The sequence below is a fragment of the Paenibacillus sp. FSL K6-2859 genome (genome assembly GCF_038008265.1).
GTDB classification, from domain to species: Bacteria; Bacillota; Bacilli; order Paenibacillales; family Paenibacillaceae; genus Paenibacillus_AQ; species Paenibacillus_AQ nitricinens.
Window position 1 is genome coordinate 238,031 of the sequence record NZ_JBBOYU010000002.1, and the last position, 20,151, is coordinate 258,181.

Here is a 20,151-nt window from a genome sequence, read left to right on the forward strand (position 1 = left end):
ACACGAGAAAGAGGAACAAAAAGTTCATCATCCTGTTGTAAGGATTCAGTAAATACTACAAGTTGTTGCTCCACAGATAAATAGTTAGAAAGTAGTTACCTCTTTTTGGGGTAGAAATTTTCTTTGGCTGAAGGGAAAACAAGTATGTTCTCAACGGATTTGGGAGACCCTACTCTTATAAAAATTATGGAGGTTACGGGTGTTGAAAACGATTGTAAAGATTGGCTTGGTATCCCTGCTTGTAGCTTCTGTATTGATGGGGTGTAATAATACCAAACCAAATGATACCCAAACGACGCCACCTAAACAGGAGGACGCAACAATACGCAGCGACCGAAAAATGAGCGACCGTGGATTGCTTCCAAAAACACGACACGGATCAACACCGATGACCCGATTGAAGCAGCAACTCTCGTTTCTCGAACCATCTGTGTGGCAACTAATGATAAGAATCGACCTAGGAGCATCATTCTAACAGACCCATCAACTTGGCAAAAATGCTTTAGTGAGCGCAAACCTTATTCATCACCCAAGTAATGGGCGTGTTATTCGTCAATAAGGAGGGCATCCCAGAGGTGACCGCCCAAGAAATCAAACGATTAAAGCCGATGGGGGCAAAGCTCAATGGGGATATCCAAGTCCTACTCATTGGAGACCTATCGGAGAACGTGGAGAGCCTAGCCAAGGAGCTTCGTTTAAAGACTGATAAAATTACAGGAGCGAATCCTGCGGCACTAGCCAAAGCGACAGACGCTTACTATGCCACACAGGGGGAGTACCCGAAGGCATACATTATTGGCTCTATGGAACATATGGAGTTCTCTATGCCTGCTGTAAACTAGATCGGCCACATGCCTGAGACCTTGCTCTATGTCAGCAATAACTAGTGCCCCAAGAGACCAAAGATGCCTTACATAAGCGAGACGGCAAAGCGATTATGTATATACTTGGTCCAGAAGAAACTGTTTCTTCGAAGGTGAAAATGAACTAAAGATATACGATAAAACCGTAAGAATATCGGGTAAAGATCATATCTCTAATCCATAGCATTTGCAAAGTACAAGGATAAAGACACAGGCTTTGGTTGGGGAATCACAGATCCAGGGCATAACTTTTCCTTCATCAATCTGAAAACGGCTGAGCTTGCTGTAGCGGCTGCTCCGTTTTCTCATTTAGGTAAACATGCGCCACTCCTTTGGATTGATACGGATAAGGTGCCCGATGACACCATGTACTATCTGATGTCGGTACAACCTAAGTTTGTGACCACCCCAACGGAAGGACTGTATAATCACTCCATCGTAACAGGATCTGAAAAGGCCATTACAGAAAGTGTGCGGGGTGAAATCGATAACATGTTAGAGATCGAATCGGCTTCGGGTAAGGGGCATGAAGAAATGGGCAGTATGCCAGGAATGAATTACTGATCAATGGATATACACAAGGTGTGCTTTATAAGGGTACACCTTTTTTCGGTTTTAAGCGTTCCTGTTTTGACCAAACTATTGACAGAATGGTGTAAAGGAGATTGTTTTATGTATGGAAACCATCGGAGAGAACTGTTGATACCTTTTTCGACTGCGTTTGCTTTTATTGTTTATGAAGTCTTTCTATCCCGATTCTATTCAGTGATCTTGGATACTCATTTCGTTTTCATGACAGTAGCGTTAGCTACGTTAGGAATCGGCTTAGGTGGCTGGCTAGCCTATCGTTCATCAGGAGTCTTCTTTCGTTATCGCTATGAAGGGTTGGGGGTCTTTGGTTTATTAATCATACTCTCCGTCTTTGTCATGTATATCTTGCCTTATCAAAGCCTATGGCTCTATGCCATCATCCCTCTGCTTCCATTCTTGATGGGAGGCGCCTTACTTGCTGCAATTATGCAGAGGAAGCAACAATATGTTAATTCCCTTTATTTCTCTGATTTGGCAGGGGCGGGAATCGGAGCGATAGGCTCTATTGTGTTGATGAATGGGCTTGGTGTAATGGAGACAATCGATCTTCTTGTAGTTGTTCTTGTAGGGATGAGCTTCGCTTACCGTTTTAGGACAATTTCAACTGCATACAAAATCATGAATTCAGTCATTCTGCTAATCCTCGTGGTTAATGTATTTACTCCCTTTTCATCGTATCTCCCCTTTCGTGCTTACCATACAAGTCCGACGAATCTATTTCTGGGGCAGACAGAACACAAAATCATATATACGGAGTGGAACTCATTTGCACGTACCGATGTTTTCGACGTAGGGGATGGGCAGCTCTTGTATCTAACCATAGATGGAGGAGCAGTATCGCCTATTTCGAGGTTTACAGGTGATTTTAAGCAGGTGGATTACTTGCTGCAGACCACAAGCGCTCTTGCCTTTCAAGATGTGACAAAGGAACGTGCACTCATCATTGGGGCCGGCGGGGGTCAAGAGGTGTTAACGGCAAAAATGGCTGGGTTTAAGCAGATTGAGGCCGTGGATATTAATGAAGGGAGTTTCCGAGCCGTTGAAGCATTATCCGATTTTGCAGGGGATGTTTTTCAACGGCCTGGTGTAAAGAAAATCGTAGCTGATGGTCGGAACTATATTCGTCAGACGAAGAATCTGTATGATGTCATCTATTTATCCTTGGTCAAGAAGAATTCTGATAATACGCTAGGGATGAACTTAACAGAGAATTATATATTTACCGAAGAAGCTTTAGGGGAGTACCTGAAGAAGTTGAAGCCTAACGGAAGACTTGCTTTTTTGCTTCATCAAGAAACAGAACTCGCAAAACTATTGGCTGCGGCTGAATTAGCTCTTTATCGTGCGGGGGAAGAGAAAGATAAAATCAGTAATCACTTTGCGGTAATTGGGACATACCAGCATCTTGGACATCAGGTGTGGGGGATGGGTGGGAGTCAAATTACACGTCCCTTACTAATTATCCAAAAACAGCCCTTCTCCGCGATGGAGGCTAACCAGTTAAAAGGAGCAGCAACTTCCAATCAGCAGATCCCGATACATATTCCTAATGTACATGATCAATGGGTTTCTATGAAAACCTTTTTAGCCCAACAAAACGTGAATTTGGCTGGAAACCGTGATGATCGCCCCTTTTTCTATCATGCAGGGAAGATTTCATCCTTATGGATAGGGATTATGGTATTTGTGGTACTACTGCTTTTACTTTTGGTGACAATGACAAATCATGGGTTTGGAAGAGCATTTTACTTTTCAGGAATTGCGATGGGGTTCATGATGATTGAAACCACGTTGATTGAGCGACTCATCTTACCGCTTGGGCATCCGACTTGGTCATTTGTACTGGTATTAGGTGTAGTGCTGTTGTCAGGTGGAATTGGCAGTTTGGTATCCAACAAAGGGCGACTGAGGCGGAACTCACGATATATTCCGTTACTACTGATTCCTCTGTTTACAACGGTGGTCCATATCGGGATCACATGGTACCAAGTCCAAATGCTGGATTGGTCATTACCTCTTCGTATTGGAGTTGCTGTACTCTTGTTGTTTCCGCTGGGCTTTTGGATGGGGATGCCGTTTCCGTATGGGATCTCTGTCGCAATGAAGCAGTATACAGCTTTGAGCTGGGCCATCAACGGACTAATGACCGTCGTAGGATCGATCCTCTCGGTTGTTTTGTCCTTGATCTTTGGATTTTCCTTTACCATGATGATCGGAGCTCTGATTTACTTGTTACTTTACTTGATTCAACCAAAACTTCAGTTATGAATGTGAACGGTTCTTAGCCTTTGTATTTAACAAAATGAAAATAAGAAGATGCCGCTTCCTAACCCAAAGTGCGGTATTTTTTGTGGCAAATCTGTAACAAAAAAATCCATACTCTCCTTGATTGTTTAAAATTTTAAACTACTCCATAAATTCTACACACATTTTAGATATATTGGAGGAGAGAAAATCAATAGGAGGTTCGCTATGAAGGGCAAACTAAAAATAATACTCGCCATTGGTTCGATTAGTGCGATTGTGGCTGGTTGTACAAATGCTGGAGGTCAAGATGAGATGGAAGGAATGGATTATTCTAAGATGAATATGAGTGATTCTCAAAAAGATACGAATCAAAATATAGGGAAAACAGGCGAGATCAAATTGACGAAAGCCACGTCTGTTGCGAATGGGAAAGAATTTACGATCACCGCGCAAGCAAGCAACTTGATGGTATCGGATGATCTGACGCTGCCTGTGTGGTCGTTTAATAATTCGGTTCCCGGTCCTGAGATTCGAGTAAAAGTCGGAGACATGGTTAAAATCAAGTTGCAGAATGAGTTAGAAGAGCCTGTATCTATTCACTGGCATGGGTATCCTGTTCCTAATGATATGGACGGCATCCCAGGGGTAACCCAAGATGCTGTGGTTGCAGGCAAAGAATTCACGTATGAATTTAAAGCTACTGTCCCAGGCACCTACTGGTATCACTCTCATCAAGATAGCGTTAATCAGCTCGATAAGGGTTTGTATGGTACATTAATCGTGGAAGACCCGAATGAGAGCTACGACCGCGACTACACGCTTGTATTGGATGAGTGGATGAGTTCAGGCGAGATGGATATGAGCAATATGAATGGCATGGAGGGTATGGACCACAGCCAAATGGACATGAGTGACATGCCTGAGATGAAAGACCATGACATGAGTATGTATGATGTGTACACGATGAACGGTAAAACAGGGGATGCCATTGATAAGCTCATCGTGAAGGAAGGGGATAAGGTTCGCATTCGACTGGTTAATGCTGGCTATATCACTCACCCCATGCACTTACACGGTCACGGGTTTAAAGTTATCGCTTCCGATGGGCAGCCTGTAAATAGCCCGGCCGTAATCACCGATCAAGGAATTGCCATAGCACCTGGTGAACGATATGACCTAGAGTTTACGGCCAATAACCCAGGTTCATGGAACTTAGAAGAGCATGGACATGATGATCGTGCGAAGAGCATGCGTACCATAATTGAATATGAAGGAGCAATAGGAAAAACGGATGCTTCAAATGCAAACGAAGAGTTGCCTACATTCGATCTTACCAAATATGGTCAACAAGCAAAAACGAATTTCTCTTTGGATGAGAAGTATGACCAAGACGTGAAGTTAAATCTGAACACCGAAATGAAGGATGGAGAAATGGTTTATACCATCAATGGTAAAGTGTTCCCTGAAACTGATTCCATCAAAGTGGATAAAGGGGAAAAAGTGAAAGTCACCTTTGTGAACCAGTCCAAGACTGATGATCACCCGATGCACTTACACGGTCATTTCTTCCAAGTTTTAAGCAAAAACGGAAAGCCAATTGAAGGGTCACCTGTGATTAAAGATACGCTGAATGTGAAGCCAGGTGAGGAATACGTGGTTGCTTTTGAAGCGGATAATCCAGGGAATTGGATGTTCCACTGTCATGATCTGCATCATGCTTCTGCTGGTATGGTCACTAACGTGATGTACAACGGCTACCAAAGCAATTACACACCTGATCCAACTGTCGGCAACAAACCTGAATAATGAAAAAACTCCTGCAGCGATCATGTGATCAAGACCCCATTTATTAGACATTCAAAAAAGACTTAGGGTTGTTTAATTTTCGTTGTGCTCTTGTCTTCGTTATAAAAATGTATATATTCCTTAATTCTTCTTTATGCCTCATCGATACTTCGTATATCATAAGGATAGAGTGCTTCGACTTTCAGATGAGAGAAGAAGCTCTCGATTGAGGCGTTGTCATAACAATTGCCTCGCGTGACTTGCTGATTTGGGCCAACCTGTGGCAGCATGTCATGGTATGCATGGGACGTGACTGGACTGATCGCTGAGAACGATCAGTCCAGTCACGTCTTTATGCTTTTCAAAAGCCTTCTTAGATGTTTCTAATACAAGTTGATTGTTAATACATCTGCTGATATAGAACCCAACAAACGTATTTACGGCGTTACTCGCTTTAATACCGAGGTCCTGCATAAGTCGCAACGTAACAGGAACGTAGGATACCGCCGTAACAGGATGAGTTGTACCATCAATATACAGAGCTCCCTTATGGTTTGCATATGCTTAAGCTCTTTGATGACGATATATCTCTCTTTCAACCCTCCCGATTCAAGATTTGTAACCACTTTTTTAGGACATCACGCAGTTCTCGTTCTTGCGCAGTCTCAACCCTTTGAGGATATCCGTGTCTATCCTCATGTGGCTTGTCCTTTGACCCGATACTTCCTCACCCAGACTCTAACCCTATTCTTATCATGATCTCTAAGTGTGCTGAAATCTTGCGGTAGCACCATCCATCTTCGATGTAGAGCCGAACAGCCTCCGCCTTTAGTGACAGGATAATGTTTGAACTTCTGACCTTTCATTGCTGGCTTAAAAATGCACCCCCTAGAATTACATCAGAATTTACCCAGAGGTTTTTCCAATGTCTATTCTAAGGGGTGCACTTCATCAACCGTTGCAGGAGTTTATTTTGTAATTAGAGTTTTAACAGTTTGGCGTTGAACGCAACGATCACCGTACTTAAGGACATGAGAATCGCACCAACGGCAGGATTTAAGACTATACCGATGGGGAATAATACGCCTGCTGCTAATGGGATCGCTACGATGTTATAGCCTGTAGCCCACCAAAGATTCTGCGTCATCTTACGATAGGTTGCCTTCGAGAGTTTGATAATGTTGAGCACATCTTTCGGGTTGCTCTTGATCAGTACGACATCGGCGGTCTCGATAGCCACATCGGTTCCCGTACCAATCGCAATGCCTAGATCCGCTTTGGCAAGGGCGGGAGCATCATTAACTCCATCGCCAGTCATGGCAGTTTTCAAACCCTCTTTTGTTTGAATTTGCACGATCTTGTCAGACTTCTGATGAGGAAGAACCTCTGCAAAGATTTCATCCATCCCGAGCTGCTTACCCACGTATTGCGCGACTTTCTGATTGTCGCCTGTAAGCATGATCGACTTGATATTCATCTCTTTGAGATCTTTAAGCGCTTCTTTTGCGGTATCGCGAATCATATCCGCAAGAGCAATCATCCCCGCCACTTGACCATCCACAAGGGTAAACACAACCGTTTTACCTTCTTCAGACCATTGATTAAAGAGGTTTTCATTGAAGCTGAGCTTCTTTTCCTTTACAAAAACAGGGCTAACCCCCATGATTTCTTTTCCATTCACTTCGCCACGAAGCCCCTTGCCTGGTAAGGCTTCAAAGTTAGAGGCTTCTTTGAGTGCGATGCCTTTTTCCTTCGCCGCCTTTGTGATGCCTCTTGCAATCGGATGTTCGGAGTGGCTTTCTACACTAGCGGCATAAGTCAAAAGTTCTTCCTCTGAAGAAACGTTGACTAAATCAATATTGGTAATTCCGAATTCGCCCTTGGTCAAGGTCCCTGTTTTATCAAATACGACCGCTTGGATATTGCGAGCCCCTTCAAAGGCGGCACGATTACGGATCAACAGCCCATTCTTTGCCGCAAGTGAGGTCGAAGTGGAGACCACAAGCGGAGCTGCCAACCCAAGCGCGTGTGGGCAGGCAATGATCAGTACCGTCACCATGCGTTCCATCGCAAAGGAGATAGGATAGTCGAGAAGCAGCCATGCCGTGAAAGTGATGAGCCCTACGACTAATGCGCCGTAGAAGAGCCACTTCGCCGCACGATTGGCGAGGTCTTGTGCTTTGGATTTAGAAGCCTGTGCTTCTTGAACGAGATGGATGACCTGTGAAAGGTAAGTTTCTTGCCCTACGCTTTTTACGGCAATCTTGATAGAGCCATCACCGTTTATAGACCCGCCTATGGCATCGTCCCCAACAGTTTTGGTTACAGGAACGGATTCCCCTGTCAGCATGGATTCATCGATCAAGGTTTTCCCGTCTAAGATTTGACCATCAATAGGGACTTTCTCGCCTGGCTTAACGAGAACAACATCGCCTTTCTTTAGTTCGGTTACATCAATCTCGGTAATTTCTCCGTTTGCCCCCACTAAATGAGCATCGGATGGCATGAGTTTTGCAAGCTCTTCTAACGCTTTAGAAGCCCCCATGACTGATTTCATTTCGATCCAGTGACCGAGGAGCATAATGTCAATTAACGTGGCTAGTTCCCAGAAGAAGTCTCTTTCCGAAAAGCCAAAGGTGGAGCTTGTACTATACACATAGGCAACCACAATTGCGAGGGAGATGAGTGTCATCATACCAGGATTTTTGTTCTTTAACTCATCCTTCGCTCCTGCGAGGAATGGCCAACCTCCATAAAAAAAGATGGACGTTGAAAGAAGGAATAACAGATAGGTATCTCCTGTGAAACGCAGATCAATTCCCATAAACATTTGAATCATAGGAGACATGATAAGAACAGGAATTGTCACGATTAGTGATATATAGAATCTTTTTTTAAACTCCTGCACATGATGCTGGTGATTCCCATGATGATGGCCACTCTTGCCTTGATCGTGCCCTTGGTGAGCGTGATCCTGTTTCTGATGTTGAGCATGTTCCTGATGATGGTTATGAGGTTCTGGATGAGAGTCATGGTGTGAATGGTTCTTATTCATGACGGATCTTCTCCTTTACTTCGATTAATCTAGTGTTGGGTATTGGACTTAGCTGTAGATTGCCCATAAAGCAAAAGAAATACTCTTTGTTGAGGTATGTGGAAGGTTGAAGGGAACAGATTTGTTAACACTATTATAGAGGATAGTTGTGTGGATTTGTTGAAGAAAGTTGGTATTTTTTCAGAATTGATTTATAGGGGCGGGGGGTATATCATTTAACTCAGATAGCAATCGCTTTTCATCATGAAGAAGAGCGCTAATCATAATAAGGAGATGATTTTGAATGAAAATGAAGACCTTAGTTGTGCGTTTCGATTTTTAAACGGTGAGCATTGTGGAAATTTTAGAGACACTTCGAGGTATGGGGTATTCCGTAAGTTTGTTTAGTCATGATTAAAATCTGAAATGGATTGGAGTGGATCTTTCTGTGGGAGATAAATTAAGTGGATTAGGACAGAACCAAGTTTCGTTTCAAATTAAAGGAATGACCTGTGCAGCCTGTGCGAATCGCATTGAAAAAGGGCTGACCAAAGTTCAAGGTGTAGAGGCTGCCAATGTCAATTTTGCATTTGAGAAGGCTACAGTTTCCTATCATCCCGATCAAACGCATGTGGAGGATTTAGAAAAGGTCATTGCTAAACTTGGGTACAGTACTGTGAAAGAGTCATCCGATCTGCAAATTATGGGGATGACCTGTGCGGCATGTGCCAATCGCATTGAAAAGGGGCTATCCAAGTTACCTGGTGTTTTGAATGCTAACGTCAACTTTGCCCTTGAAACGGCACATGTGGAATATAACAGTGCAGAAGTAGATATTGCGCAGTTGAAAAAAGAGGTAGGTCGACTCGGCTACAAAGCGGCGCTCAAAGAGCAAGAATCCGTAGATGCTCAGGAAGATTATCGGAAGAAGGAAATTAAGAAACAGATCAGGATGTTTGTGATTTCAGCGGTTCTGTCCTTACCGCTCCTTTGGGCGATGGTAAAGCATACGACATTTACGTCCTTTATCTGGGTACCTGAATGGTTTTTGAATCCTTGGGTTCAGCTCGCTTTGGCCACACCTGTGCAGTTTATTATTGGTAAACAATTTTATGTGGGAGCTTATAAGGCATTACGGAATAAGAGTGCGAACATGGACGTGCTTGTCGCACTCGGAACGTCAGCCGCTTATTTTTACAGCTTATATCTCACGATTTTATGGTCTACCTCTAGCGGTGGAGCCCAGTCCTCTGAGATGTACTATGAAACCAGTTCGATCTTAATCACCCTGATCATTTTAGGGAAGGTCTTTGAATCTTTAGCAAAAGGGCGTACTTCACAAGCGATCAAAACGCTTATGGGTCTTCAAGCCAAGGAAGCAACGGTTATCCGTGATGGGCAAGAACTAAAGATTCCTATTGATGAAGTACTCCAAGGGGACATCGTAGTGGTGAAGCCAGGCGAGAAGATTCCTGTAGATGGTGAGGTCATTAAGGGTGTGTCTTCCGTTGATGAGTCTATGTTGACAGGGGAAAGTATACCGATAGAGAAGAGTACTGGCGATACTGTCGTGGGTGCAACCATTAATAAAAACGGTGTGCTACAGGTGAAAGCCACTAAGGTAGGGAAAGAAACGGCGCTTGCACAAATTATCAAGGTCGTAGAAGAAGCGCAAGGTTCAAAAGCACCCATCCAACGGGTTGCGGATCTGATTTCAGGGATCTTTGTTCCAATTGTGGTCGGGATTTCGATACTCGCCTTCTTGGTTTGGTTCTTCTGGATTGCTCCAGGTGACTTTGCCCATGCCCTAGAAATCGCTATTGCCATTCTCGTCATTGCTTGTCCTTGTGCCCTTGGCTTAGCCACCCCAACCTCCATTATGGCCGGCTCAGGTCGAGCAGCAGAGATGGGGATCTTATTTAAGGGTGGCGAACATCTGGAGTCTACGCATCGGATTGAAGCGATTGTGCTAGACAAAACAGGTACCATCACGAAGGGGAAACCCGAGCTTACAGATGTCATATCGCTTGGAATGAACGATCATGCGTTCTTACGGCTTATAGCAGCAGCAGAAAGCAACTCTGAGCATCCACTTGCCGAAGCAATCGTGCAAGCAAGTGTGGAACAAGGCATAGAGCTTCCTCACACCGATGAATTTATGGCGATCCCTGGGTTTGGTGTACGTGCCATCGTGGAAGAGAAAGAGATTCTCGCGGGCACTCGCAAGCTCATGGCGAGATATGAGGTAGATGCACAACAAGCGCATGAAACTATGTTACAGCTCGAATATGAAGGCAAGACCGCCATGATCATTGCCATTGATCGTCAATACGCTGGCGTGGTTGCTGTTGCAGATACGATTAAAGATACGTCTAAAGAAGCTGTGACACGCTTAAAAGAACTTGGAATTCAAGTCATCATGATTACGGGTGACAATGAACGGACTGCAAAAGCGATCGCTGAGCAAGTCGGTATTGATCAGGTCCTTGCGGAAGTTTTACCTGAGGGTAAAGCGGACGAAGTGAAGAAGTTGCAAGATAAAGGCTTAAAAGTCGCAATGGTTGGCGATGGCATCAATGATGCACCTGCCCTTGCAACGGCTAATATTGGGATGGCAATTGGCACAGGAACCGATGTGGCCATGGAAGCTGCCGATGTGACCCTCATGCGCGGGGATCTCAACAGTATTCCAGATGCGATCTATATGAGTCGAAAAACGATGAGAAATATCAAGCAAAATCTCTTCTGGGCGCTTGCCTATAACTCTTTAGGCATACCGATTGCAGCTATGGGACTGTTAGCACCATGGTTAGCAGGAGCTGCAATGGCTCTGAGCTCGGTATCGGTTGTGCTCAATGCATTACGATTACAGCGTGTAAAAATCAAAAGTAGTTAGAGGACTTCTGTTCTCACAAGATCATCAGAGGAACCTATTTGAAAAAGCAATGGATAGCGACCCTGATCATGATGGCTTTCGTCTTGGTATTGATTCCACCAACAACGGGATCTGCCATGAGTGTGAACAAAATTGATCAGGAGTTGTTGAAAGTAACAGCAGCGAGAAGCTGAAATCAAAGCAACAGGAAGCCGTTAGGCAAAAACAAATTGCCTTATCCGAAAAGAAGTAAACGCAAGAAGAGTTAGAGAATCACTTCCCAGATTGAAAATCAGAAGTTAGAAGTCATCAATCAGGAATCGCAGACATATCTGATATGGTCGATAAACGGGTTCAGTTGATGTATATCAATGGAAGAGTATCCTTCTTGGATGTGTTGTTTCGAGCAACCAGCTTCGGACTTCTTAAGTCGGCTGGATGCGATTTTACTTATCGCGTACAGGATCAATCGATCCTAGCCGAACTTCAGAAGACCAAGAACGAGTGATCCAGCAGAAAGAGGAGATTCAGCGGGAGTTCAAGAAGGTCGTTCGCTCTATATCACACTGGATCAGAAAAAGCAGGATTTAATGCGTCAAGAGAAGGAAAAAGAAGTGGTGCTTGCAGGTTGGATCAGCAGGACGAAGAGCAGGATGAACTGAGCGAGGAGTAAGATCAATTGCTCGTTTCCTTTGCAACACATCGTACAGCGTTATTAAAGAAAAAACTGGATAATACGGAGATAGAGGTCTTAAACTCACGGTCTTCCAGTAGTGGTAAGATCCTTACGAAACCCCTTTTGAAAAGTCGCGTTTTGGCTCTCGCACAGACTCGTTTACAGGGCAAAAGGAAGTTGTCCACAACGGATTAGATATGGCAGCTCCTGGCGGCATGCCGATTTATGCGGCTAGTGCAAGACCGTCATTGTCGATCATGGGAATGGACTTGGAGACATTAAACGGTCATATTCGAAATGGAGGAACGACCGTCTCCAAGGGGGATCCCCTCAAGGTTGACGATAAGATTACCGAGGTAGGCACGACAGGGAATTCAACAGGAAACGATCTAACTTTGAAGTGAGGGTCGATGAAAAGAAGAAATATATCTAACGGATCAACTGTGAATATGATGTTATTATTTTCACATTTGAAAGGAGGTGAACCCACATGGCAGAGGAGAAAAAATGTTGCGATTCCCAAACTCAAGAAGGTAACGAGCAAGAAAAAGCGACTGAAAAAAAGTCCTGTTGTAGCACAACAACTGAACAAACAGAGAGCTGCTGCAAAGAGGATCAGAAATAAGAAGTTGGGATTGTTCCAAGAGGAGATGTCGGTGTCTTGGTGCAATCCCTTTTTCTTTACATCATGAAAAACATCGATCCTCCATGGTTTCAACACGATTTCTACACCTTTTTATTCTACAATAAAAGTATACAAAATATTGATATGGAGGTGTTCGAGATGGATTGGATTTGGTTGTTGTTTTTAGCCTGCCCTCTTATGATGATCTTTATGATGTTTGGGATGCGTGGGGGTCATGGACATGGTGGGCATGGTTCAGGGACAAGTGAGGATACCAAAAAAATGCTGCGAGAGCTGGATGAACTAAAAGCGCAAAACGAAAGAATGCGCGCAGATATTCAGAATTTAACTCGTTAAGAAATTCAAGGAGGGATGAACATTGAGTTGCTGCGGAGGTCATCAAGGAAACGATCAACAGAATCATGCTTCACATCAGGGTTCAAAATCACACAATTGGATGATGGCAGTATGCTGTGTGCTTCCGATTGCATTAGTTGTCCTGATGGTATCGATTAATGCTTATCGAGGAGAACCGAACAACTACTTACTAATGGGTATCCTGTTAATTTGCCCATTGTCGCATATGGTTTTGATGCCACTCATGAACAAGATGAATAATCGTAAACAATCCAATTAGGGAGCACTTTGCCGTTTGCTAAAGAATGTGGCTGACGGCATTTTCTTTGTAGAACAGGAGAAGGAGATCCTGACATGAAGAAGGGGCTCTCTTTTTTTTTTTTTCATTCCTGTACTTGTGGTAGAGGCAGGAATCCTAATGACGTTTGAATTGAACAATGCCGCAGATTGAATCTTTATATGTGAGTGAAGTAAAGAAAGAAACAGACAACACTTTCGTTGTTTATAGCGGGTCGACATTTGTAGACAGCTATACTACGCTAGGAGAAGCTATTGCTTATGCCGAATCCACCCGCTTAGCCTCTATCCAGGAAAACGGATCAGATGCATTGCTATGGTACAATTACCGTCCGTATTTGTGTACCAGAGTGAAATACTCGTGGCATATTTTTACGGATACGTAGAGGTAGTACAGTTCGCCAAAGTTAATCTGGGGACCCGTGTTCACCATGACAGCAGTGAAAAAACAATATGGACCATGCAACCATTGCCGGCTCAGGTCCACCCCCTCGATGCAATGCTGATTAACCAAGTGCCGGAGATGCTGGGGGGAGGTGAGAAGTCTTGCGATGCTGCTAAACATGCTGGAATCGAGGAGGATAAAAATGACACCTGCAAAACAAATTTGCAGGGACCCGACGCCGTACTCCAAGATTAATGGTTCAGTTACATTCGGCAATCTTCACTGGTTTTGTAGGCGATATGGACACCTATGATAATCCGGGATACGGCTTCTACCACGGGCCAATTAAAGATCTGGTTGAGATGTACCTACCAGGGAAGATCATTGATATGACCGACAGCAATTTTGACGATATGCTGGTTGCACTCGCTCAGGGGAAGCCTGTGTGGGTTATATACTTATTTCACTTCTTTGACCGGATGAGACGTTTGAAGAGTGGGATACCATTAGTGGCCCGATCAAGATTACTTGCAAGGAGCATTCCGTGCTCCTAACAGGCTATGATGAACTATACATTTACTTTAATGAACCTTTGGCCGAAGTGATTAACAGGAAAGTGAAGATTTACTCGTTTTGTGAAGCCTGGGAGAAAATGGGCAGGCAAGCCGTTACTTATTCGAATTGAGGCCTGAAGGAGTGTACATCAAGTGTTAACCCAAAACATCAAAACATGTGTGATCAAAGTTTTAGTGTTTGTCAGCTTATGGGTGGTCTTCTACATGGGATCGGGCGGCGCTGTTTCAGCTAATACCCATACACCCTCTGCACCTCCCCGAAGTCTATCGCTGCAGGCTAAATCGGCTATCCTTCTTGAAGTGGAGACAGGACAGATCTTATACCAGTCGGACGCAGATATCGCCTATCCGCCAGCCAGCATGTCTAAGATGATGACGGAGTACATCGTGCTTTCCGAAATCAAGAGCGAACGGTTAAACTGGGAGGATAAGGTGACAGTTTCAAAAAGAGCCCATGATACCGTGGGGTCCAAGGTGTTTCTTGCAGAAGGCGATACGCACACCGTTAAAGAATTATTTACCGCAATGGCGGTGGGGTCAGCTAATGATGCTTCTATCGCGCTGGCCGAACATATTGCCGGCAGTGAAGAAGCCTTCGCCATGAGAATGAACGTTACTGCAAAAGAACTTCAGTTAACCAATGCCCACTTTATAAATGCCACCGGTTTAGGCCGGGTGGATATGAGCGAAGAATACCGTCCCACAGAAATTGAAGGTGAGACCGTGATGTCCGCTCGTGATGCTGCCTTTCTGGCACTGGCCATACAGCGCGAGCATCCCGATTTTTTTAAAATCTCCAGCCTCCCTTCATACCAGTTCAGGGCAAGGGATGCCCAGCCGATCATTAACTATAACTGGATGCTGGAGGGGAATTCGTCCGTAACCTCACTTAAAAACTATGCTTACGAGGGTCTGGACGGTATGAAGACAGGTTACACCGATCAAGCCGGATATTGTTTTACGGGCACCGCCGAGCGCAACGGCATGCGGCTGATCAGCGTTGTCATGGGAACCGCTTCTAAGTCCATGCGTTTTGATCAGACACGGAAACTGCTCGATTATGGATTTGACCAGTTCGAACGAAAGACGATTCTTGCAAAGAGAACGGTTCTGGAAGGGTTTGAAACCGTAAAGGTATTAAAAGCCAAGGAAAAAGAAGTAGGTCTGGAGACAGCGGAAGACCTGACTCTGATGACCATTAAAGGAACAAACCCTGAACTAACAGTGACTGTCGAGTTCGTAGATGAAGTTGTAAGAACAGCTCCTATTCCAGATGGAACGGTTCTTGGGACAGCCACAATTACGTATACAGACGAAACAGGTCAAGAGATTAAGTCAGAGATGAATCTGTTGTCTACGAACCAAGTGGAAAAAGCAAGCTGGTTCACTTTAATGCTTCGTGCTATCGGCAGTTTCTTCAATGACCTTAAGGATTCTTTGCTAAATTTATTCTAAACCAATGTTATCTTCATAAAGTGGATTTCAGCTCTCATTACGTGGCTGGAGATCCTCTTTTTTTATGTCCTGTTCGTGAAGAAATTGTGGAGAATCGTAAGTAGAATTGTAATCTAACCATCACGGTTTGCTCAAATGCGCTCCCTAGAATAAAGAAGAGACAACAAGTTAAGGAGCGCTAAATTATGTGTGGAATTACCGCTGTATATAATCGAAATCAAGTGCTTGTACAAGCCCAGATGCTCAAGCAGATGACAGAAATCATCACTCACCGCGGGCCTAACGACTCGGGTATTTATATAAATGGACATGTGGGCCTTGGCTTTCGAAGACTAAGCATCCTTGATCTGATGCACGGTGCACAGCCGATGCACAATGAGTCAGGCGAAATATCACTTATTTTTAATGGGGAAATTTACAACTACCGTGAGTTGCGTGAATCGCTGCAGAAGGAGGGATATCACTTTCATACGGAGAGTGATACCGAGGTCATTCTCCGGTTGTATGAAGCGGAGGGAGAATACTTTGTGAAGCGACTGCGCGGAATGTTTGGATTAGTCATCTGGGATCAGAGACAGCAATTGTTGCTGGCAGCCCGTGATCCGTTTGGAATCAAACCTGTTTATTATTGTGAAACGCCCGGTGGGTTCATGATTTCCTCAGAAATTAAATCCCTCCTTGCATCAGGTAAGCTTGACAGGGAGGTGGACGGACAAGCCTACTCCCATTATCTGACCTTTCAATACGTACCGGAACCGGCCACGATGTTTAAAGGCATTAATAAATTGATGGCCGGACATATGCTTGTTATTAAGCAAGATCAGATATCCATTAAACCTTATTTCAAACCATCTTTTAACGCAGAGGACATTGTTTCTTTTCCGGAGTTAGTCGAGGAAACACGTGCTGTACTGATGGATTCTGTTCAGATTCACCGTAACAGCGATGTGCCCAGAGGCGCCTTTCTATCCGGAGGCATTGACTCCAGCAGTCTCGTGGGGATGCTCCAGCGTCTGGAGCCTACCCGCACCTTCTCCGTAGGTTTTGACGTTCCCGGATACAATGAACTGGAGCTTGCCCATAAGACCGCTACGTACCTGGGTACAGAACATTATGAAGTGTCGGTAAGCGCTCAAAGCTATCTTGAAGCGCTTCCGCGTATGCTTTGGCATATGGATGAGCCGGTTGCCGATCCTTCCGCAGCGGGCATTTACTTTGTTTCTGAGCTGGCCAGCCAATATGTCAAAGTGGTTTTTTCCGGCGAAGGAGCCGATGAATTTTTCGGCGGTTACAATATCTACCGGGAGCCGTTATCACTTAGAATGTTTGATTATATGCCAGCAGCAATGCGGAAGTTTGCCGGTGCAATTTCGAAGGGAATGCCGGCAGGAATGAAAGGAAAGAGCTTTTTAGAGAGAGGAAGCTTGGAGCTACAGGAACGTTTCTTTGGAAATGCTAAAATATTTCTCGAAGCTGAAAAGGGAGCAATTATGCCTGATGATCTGGCTAGAACCTTCCAGCCTGCACAAGAAGTAACCTTGCCGCTATACGAAGCAGCTGCACAATACGACGATATCACCAAAATGCAGCATATTGATATTCATACCTGGCTCCGGGGGAATATCTTAATGAAAGCAGACAAGATGTCGATGGCACATTCAATTGAGCTCCGGGTACCATTTGTAGATCATCGGGTCTTTGATCTCGCATCCCGTATCCCAAGTAAATACAAAGTGAATAAATCAACTACCAAGTTGCTTCTACGGGAAGCAATGAAGGATTTCGTACCGCCGGATGTGCAGAGCCGCAAGAAACTAGGCTTTCCGGTTCCCATACGCATTTGGCTCAAAAATGAATGGTACCCTTGGGCTAAAGAGGTTATCGGCTCTGCTGATGATATTCTCTGGATAAATACAAAACAAGCGTTGGGTATGCTGGAAGATCATCGGGTAGGCAAAGTGGATGCTAGCCGCAAGCTATGGACAATACTGGTGTTCATCTTATGGCATCAGATGTATATTGCTGCTCCGACGCCTGTACATGCTCTTCACTAATGAATTCCTTTTCACGAAATAAGCGGAATGAGTACCTTGAAGGTGGTCCCAAATCCTTCTATGCTTTCCACTGTAATTTGCCCCTGATGAAGCGTCACAATTTCCCGTGAAATAGCCAGGCCTAGTCCTGTGCCGCCGGTCGTTCGTGATCTTGATTTCTCAACACGGTAGAGACGTTCCCAAATATGTGGCAGTTCATCCGCAGGAATCCCGATGCCTGTATCCTTGATCATAATAACAGCCTGACCATTACTGCTGCATGTAAAAACCGTGATTTGTCCTCCAGAAGGGGTATACTTTCGCGCGTTTTCAAGCAAATTAATCACGACTTGCTGCAGGCGCCGTTCATCTCCCTTTACATAGACAGGTGAAAAGGAGGGCTGATAGTCAAGTTGGATTCCATGCTGTTCAATGGAATCTGACATAAGCTCTAAAGCATTTTGCATGACTTTGTCAACTGACATCCGATCAATAACCAATTTAAATGATCCTATTTCCATGTTTGCCAGTTCGAATAAGTCTTGAACAAGTCTCTGTAACTGAATACTCTGGGTGTAGAGAAGCTGTAAATACCGATCCTGATCCTCCCGGTTCTGTACCAAACCATTCTTCAACACCTCCGAGTAACCTTTCATGTACGTTAGCGGTGTACGAAGCTCATGGGAGATATCTGCTAAAAATTGTCTTCGCTGCTGTTCATAGTGTTGAATATTGGAGGACATCCGGTTAATGGCATGGGATAATTGTGCGATTTCATCAGAACCGCGAGGTTCCAGTTTCGAATCATAGATGCCTTCAGAAATCCGTTTTGTTATTTTAATCATCCGCAGCAGCGGCTGCACCAACTTCCGGGATACCAGAAGGATAATCAATGCCGACAGGACAAGCACAACCACTGCGACGCCAATAAATGTATTGTTCAACGTCTTAATCGCTGTTTGAATGGGAACGGTAGGACTAAACATAAAAACTCTGCCTATCGTCTGCCCATTGAAGATAATATCTGCTTCGGTTACAAAGTTGGGCTCGTTCTTCCAATCAGAGTTTAATACTGGGCCATGAAAATCAGCGTTCGTTCCATGTGTAATAATTCCTTGATAGTAATCTGAGCGGAAAGGTGAAATCCCCTCCGATGAGCCCAGTACAGTGTTATTCCCGTCCAGAATAAGCAAGAGATTGTCTGTCTTGCTCTCTGTAAGAAGAACATGGTTAATCGTTGTCATATCAAAATGCTCGCTTAATACAGCAGCGTAACTCTGATTGCGGTGAATTTGTTTATTCAGTACATCATCTGTATAGAAACGGATAAATAACATGTACAAGACACCTTCAATACAAAAGAGCAGCACCATAAACAATACAACTAGTACACAGCCAAGCTTCAGAGGGATGCTATTTAAATTAATTTTTCTCATTACAAATATAACCTGTACCCCAGATGGTTTTGATTACATCATGTCCGTGCAAGCCGGTCTGGGATAGCTTCTCCCTTAAATTTTTGATATGCGTATCGACGGTCCGATCGTCGTTGATGGATCTAGTCTTCCACAGCAGCTCGAGGATATCTTCTCGTTGAAAGATTCGCTCCTTATGGCTCAGAAACAGTTTTAAGATCGAGAATTCCTTTGGCGTTAAAACAATCTCTTTGTCTTGGAAAAACACCTGGTGAGTCTTCAAATTCATCTTCAGATCACGAAAGGTTAACTCTGATTTGGCGGGTAAAGTGAAGACTGACTGTGCAGTCTTGACTACCATGTGATTCTGTTGCTGTACAAATTCCTGTCTGCGGAAAATAGATTCCATACGGGCGATCAGCTCTTGATGCTCAAAGGGCTTGGTTAAATAATCATCGGCACCGAGTTTCAATCCGACGACTTTATCCACCGTCTCTTCGCGGGCGGTTAGCATGATAATAGGAACGGTTGAAATTTGGCGGATTGCCTTGCATACATCAAACCCATCCATAACCGGCATCATGAGGTCCAGGATCACCAGATCGAAATCTGCTGCACTTATTCGTAACAATGCTTCTTTACCGCCGGCTGCTGATTCGGTGGAATAACCTTCAGCATGCAGATAAAGCTGCAGCAGCTCACGCATGGGGGCTTCATCATCGATAATTAGTATTTTTTTATGATTTTTGCGGATAAGGGACACGGCTTGAACCTCCTTTGTTTCTAGTGTAACCTGCACTTTCGAAGAATTTGTGAAGAAATCCCTGTGATCATCATATTTAGTTTTTCTAGAAGCACAAAATAATCTAAATATTGTACCACATCATCTATTGAAAGGAATCCTCTTGACAATCCCCCTGGGGAAGGGATTTTTTGGG

The 20,151-nt window shown here is 44.2% G+C and carries 19 protein-coding genes; 16 read left to right on the forward strand and 3 right to left on the reverse strand.

What is annotated here, in order from left to right:
* Positions 1 to 202 precede the first annotated feature (202 nt).
* From MHB64_RS31765 to MHB64_RS31785, 5 genes are all read left to right on the forward strand, one after another.
* A complete protein-coding gene (locus tag MHB64_RS31765; protein WP_341136310.1) occupies positions 203 to 475 on the forward strand; it encodes a hypothetical protein in 273 nt (90 codons plus the stop codon).
* Positions 476 to 575: 100 nt separating this feature from the next.
* On the forward strand, positions 576 to 842 hold the full coding sequence (locus MHB64_RS31770; RefSeq protein ID WP_341136311.1) for a hypothetical protein: 267 nt from the start codon (positions 576 to 578) through the stop codon (positions 840 to 842).
* A gap of 399 nt (positions 843 to 1,241) precedes the next feature.
* Positions 1,242 to 1,427, forward strand: a complete 186-nt coding sequence (locus tag MHB64_RS31775) for a hypothetical protein (protein WP_341136312.1) — start codon at positions 1,242 to 1,244, stop codon at positions 1,425 to 1,427.
* Positions 1,428 to 1,535: 108 nt separating this feature from the next.
* Positions 1,536 to 3,722: a spermine synthase gene (locus MHB64_RS31780; RefSeq protein ID WP_341136313.1), complete on the forward strand. Its 2,187-nt coding sequence runs from the start codon at positions 1,536 to 1,538 to the stop codon at positions 3,720 to 3,722.
* A gap of 204 nt (positions 3,723 to 3,926) precedes the next feature.
* Positions 3,927 to 5,507 (forward strand): multicopper oxidase family protein, encoded by a 1,581-nt coding sequence (locus MHB64_RS31785; RefSeq protein WP_341136314.1) that lies wholly within the window; start codon positions 3,927 to 3,929, stop codon positions 5,505 to 5,507.
* A 958-nt stretch (positions 5,508 to 6,465) separates the two neighbouring features.
* Here the strand turns inward: MHB64_RS31785 and MHB64_RS31790 are convergent.
* Entirely contained in the window at positions 6,466 to 8,541 is a 2,076-nt protein-coding gene (locus tag MHB64_RS31790) for a copper-translocating P-type ATPase (protein ID WP_341136315.1), read from the reverse strand.
* A gap of 484 nt (positions 8,542 to 9,025) precedes the next feature.
* Here MHB64_RS31790 and MHB64_RS31795 point away from each other — a divergent pair, with 484 nt between their 5' ends.
* The 11 genes from MHB64_RS31795 (at position 9,026) to asnB (ending at position 17,819) form a co-directional block, all read left to right on the forward strand.
* On the forward strand, positions 9,026 to 11,416 hold the full coding sequence (locus MHB64_RS31795) for a heavy metal translocating P-type ATPase (protein WP_445671652.1): 2,391 nt from the start codon (positions 9,026 to 9,028) through the stop codon (positions 11,414 to 11,416).
* A gap of 38 nt (positions 11,417 to 11,454) precedes the next feature.
* On the forward strand, positions 11,455 to 11,589 hold the full coding sequence (locus tag MHB64_RS31800) for a hypothetical protein (protein ID WP_341136317.1): 135 nt from the start codon (positions 11,455 to 11,457) through the stop codon (positions 11,587 to 11,589).
* Between the two features lie 143 nt (positions 11,590 to 11,732).
* Entirely contained in the window at positions 11,733 to 11,903 is a 171-nt protein-coding gene (locus MHB64_RS31805) for a hypothetical protein (protein ID WP_341136318.1), read from the forward strand.
* Between the two features lie 365 nt (positions 11,904 to 12,268).
* On the forward strand, positions 12,269 to 12,475 hold the full coding sequence (locus MHB64_RS31810) for a hypothetical protein (RefSeq protein WP_341136319.1): 207 nt from the start codon (positions 12,269 to 12,271) through the stop codon (positions 12,473 to 12,475).
* Positions 12,476 to 12,561: 86 nt separating this feature from the next.
* Complete coding sequence (locus MHB64_RS31815) at positions 12,562 to 12,696, forward strand: hypothetical protein (RefSeq protein WP_341136320.1); 135 nt, start codon at positions 12,562 to 12,564, stop codon at positions 12,694 to 12,696.
* Between the two features lie 159 nt (positions 12,697 to 12,855).
* Positions 12,856 to 13,053 (forward strand): DUF2933 domain-containing protein, encoded by a 198-nt coding sequence (locus MHB64_RS31820; protein WP_341136321.1) that lies wholly within the window; start codon positions 12,856 to 12,858, stop codon positions 13,051 to 13,053.
* 22 nt (positions 13,054 to 13,075) lie between these two features.
* Positions 13,076 to 13,333 (forward strand): hypothetical protein, encoded by a 258-nt coding sequence (locus tag MHB64_RS31825; RefSeq protein ID WP_341136322.1) that lies wholly within the window; start codon positions 13,076 to 13,078, stop codon positions 13,331 to 13,333.
* A gap of 333 nt (positions 13,334 to 13,666) precedes the next feature.
* Complete coding sequence (locus MHB64_RS31830) at positions 13,667 to 13,990, forward strand: hypothetical protein (RefSeq protein WP_341136323.1); 324 nt, start codon at positions 13,667 to 13,669, stop codon at positions 13,988 to 13,990.
* A complete protein-coding gene (locus tag MHB64_RS31835) occupies positions 13,990 to 14,289 on the forward strand; it encodes a C39 family peptidase (protein WP_341136324.1) in 300 nt (99 codons plus the stop codon). Before MHB64_RS31830 ends, MHB64_RS31835 begins: the two co-directional genes overlap by 1 nt.
* A 153-nt stretch (positions 14,290 to 14,442) precedes the next feature.
* Complete coding sequence (locus tag MHB64_RS31840) at positions 14,443 to 15,765, forward strand: D-alanyl-D-alanine carboxypeptidase family protein (RefSeq protein ID WP_341136325.1); 1,323 nt, start codon at positions 14,443 to 14,445, stop codon at positions 15,763 to 15,765.
* 185 nt (positions 15,766 to 15,950) lie between these two features.
* The gene (asnB, locus tag MHB64_RS31845) at positions 15,951 to 17,819 is read left to right on the forward strand and encodes an asparagine synthase (glutamine-hydrolyzing) (protein ID WP_341136326.1); all 1,869 of its coding nucleotides are present in this window, start codon (positions 15,951 to 15,953) and stop codon (positions 17,817 to 17,819) included.
* A gap of 11 nt (positions 17,820 to 17,830) precedes the next feature.
* On the opposite strand, the gene MHB64_RS31850 is transcribed toward asnB, so the two are convergent.
* Positions 17,831 to 19,234, reverse strand: coding sequence for a sensor histidine kinase (locus tag MHB64_RS31850; protein ID WP_341136327.1), 1,404 nt, complete (start codon positions 19,232 to 19,234; stop codon positions 17,831 to 17,833).
* The gene (locus MHB64_RS31855; protein ID WP_341136328.1) at positions 19,221 to 19,976 is read right to left on the reverse strand and encodes a response regulator transcription factor; all 756 of its coding nucleotides are present in this window, start codon (positions 19,974 to 19,976) and stop codon (positions 19,221 to 19,223) included. Before MHB64_RS31855 ends, MHB64_RS31850 begins: the two co-directional genes overlap by 14 nt.
* Positions 19,977 to 20,151: the final 175 nt, after the last annotated feature.